The organism is Scopulibacillus darangshiensis (assembly GCF_004341035.1).
GTDB classification, from domain to species: domain Bacteria; phylum Bacillota; class Bacilli; order Bacillales; family Sporolactobacillaceae; genus Scopulibacillus; species Scopulibacillus darangshiensis.
The window spans coordinates 1-1899 of the sequence record NZ_SLXK01000083.1 but is presented as its reverse complement, the minus strand read 5'-3'; the positions used below and the strand labels follow the sequence as shown (position 1 = coordinate 1899).

Below are 1899 nucleotides of genomic sequence, written 5' to 3'. Positions count from 1 at the left end.
TATAAAGCCCCAACGTAAAGCTGTGTTGATTCGGAGGCCTTATATTCCTCCGTCAAATCACTGTCCAGCGTTGCAACCTTTTCAATCGTATCATTCCGTTCCTTTTCCGCTTCGCCGATCTTGTCTTCAAAATCGCCGCTATCGAAGACCTCAAGCGTTAGGATATCTTTGATACCATTAAAAATCTTTTGCAAGTCCTCCTGCTGGCCAGCGACGATATCCTTGGCCCGGGTATCGGAACGGTAAAGATCCTCGATCAGAAAGTCGAGATCAACAATGGTGTTGCCGCCGAGATCATTGTCTTCTGCGGCAGCGGACACCCCTTTCAGAAAAGCGAGCTGGACTTTGACAAAATCAAGCCAGGCATTGGCGACATCGACTTGGGCCTGGTAAAAGCCTTTGATGCTATCGGCGCCTTTGCCCTTCAGCACATCATCCAGCTTTGTCATGCCAGCCATGGCATCACGCAATGATTCCAGCTGATCCTGCAATGTTTCATAATGGCCGTGGCGTTCCTTCATCGCTTCCGCCAAGGCCTTTGCATCATAAACCTTATGCGCAGATGAGCCTCCGCTTCCTCTAGATGCCGGAATCATTTTCTCACCATCGCTTCATCCTGCCGTTTCAACAACTCGACACTCGCCCGCGTATCCTCGATATTCTTTTCCACCACTTTGATGTATTCCGATACATTCTTCTTAATCGCTGCTTCGCGCTCAAGCCAGCCGTCCGTAAAATCCAGCTTGTTTTCCCCCACGGAGCCGGGATCAGGCAAAGAGAGCTTGCCAAGCGTGGTCTTCACTTTATCCAAATGACTCATGACAACATCATGTTTTAATTTAATTTCCGTCACCTAAAACAACCACCCTTTTAACTCACTCAGCTTATCCCCCGCTGCTTCCATGAAGTCCTCGCCTTTTTCCATCAGCTCGCCGGCTTCATGAGCAATAGCGCTTGCCGCATTTAAAGCGCCCCGTTCGATTTTAAGCCCATTAATTCTTCCGTCGATCCGGCTTTTGTACATATCATAATCATACTCATATATATTTGTCATCGCCTGGCGTGCCGCTTCCCGGGTATCATCAAACTTCCCCGCACGTGTCCCGGTCCAATCGTTTCCGAGGTCAGGTTGTTCGACCTTTCTAATTTCGCCAAGACAAGCATTCTGCTCGCTCTCAATCCTGCTTTTGGCATGTTCCAGCTTCGCGATTTGCCGGTCAATATCACCCGACTGGCTAGCTATGGAACTGTGAACGCTGCTCAATATACTTGAAAGACTCATAGGTTATCACCTCTGTTCAAAGGACTAAAATGGAAGAAGCGCCTTCTTCCCGTAAGAATCAAGCGCTCACTTCACATATTATGAGTTTGATAGACTAAGATTAACCGCGGATTTGGCCAGCGATTTGATTGTCTGTATCTTCAATGATATTCGCTGTATCGCCAAGCTGCTTGGAAATGTCAGCTAGCAGATTAGCCATTTTCACAAATGAAGGCTTGAGTTCCTCATATTGCGCGGCAAAAGCGTCACTTGAAGCACCTTCCCACATGCCTTGCAGCTGGCCCTTCATTGTGTCAAGACGGCCCACCAAATCTTCCACATTGCCGCTTTCATTATTGTAACGTGATGCCATATCACGAAGTTCTTCTGGCGTTACACGAATTTGTCCTGCCAAATTGATCCTCTCCTCTTACATATTTTTCCCTCTTTTAGCATTATAAAATAACTACGAATGAAAGACAATATCGTTTCAAATGCTAATTAGTATCCTTGCTCACGGGTTCCCAACTCGCCATTCATAATTGGTTCCTCGCTATTTTCTGTGGAAACAAGTTAAATACATAGTCTAGTAACCAGTAATGAACCTTCTCGCTTTTTCATAGAGTCTCAATCTTCAC

4 protein-coding genes are annotated in these 1899 nt (G+C 46.4%); all 4 read right to left on the bottom strand.

Translation table 11 applies throughout. The features are described 5' to 3' along the window. Nucleotides 1-596, bottom strand: a 596-nt coding sequence (locus EV207_RS22775; protein WP_207902993.1) for a T7SS effector LXG polymorphic toxin, incomplete at its 3' end; no start/stop codon positions are given. Continuing rightward, a complete protein-coding gene (locus EV207_RS22770; protein ID WP_165887052.1) occupies nucleotides 593-853 on the bottom strand; it encodes a DUF5344 family protein in 261 nt (86 codons plus the stop codon). The genes EV207_RS22775 and EV207_RS22770, both read right to left, overlap by 4 nt. Next, nucleotides 854-1282: a DUF5082 family protein gene (locus tag EV207_RS22765; RefSeq protein WP_132748739.1), complete on the bottom strand. Its 429-nt coding sequence runs from the start codon at nucleotides 1280-1282 to the stop codon at nucleotides 854-856. Between the two features lie 100 nt (nucleotides 1283-1382). Further along, the gene (locus tag EV207_RS22760) at nucleotides 1383-1676 is read right to left on the bottom strand and encodes a WXG100 family type VII secretion target (protein WP_132743787.1); all 294 of its coding nucleotides are present in this window, start codon (nucleotides 1674-1676) and stop codon (nucleotides 1383-1385) included. Between the last annotated feature and the right edge of the window lie 223 nt (nucleotides 1677-1899).

What these genes read in the sequence shown, in the direction of transcription:
- EV207_RS22765 (WP_132748739.1), bottom strand. Translation starts at nt 1,282, where the DNA reads ATGAGTCTTTCAAGTATATTGAGCAGCGTTCACAGTTCCATAGCTAGC.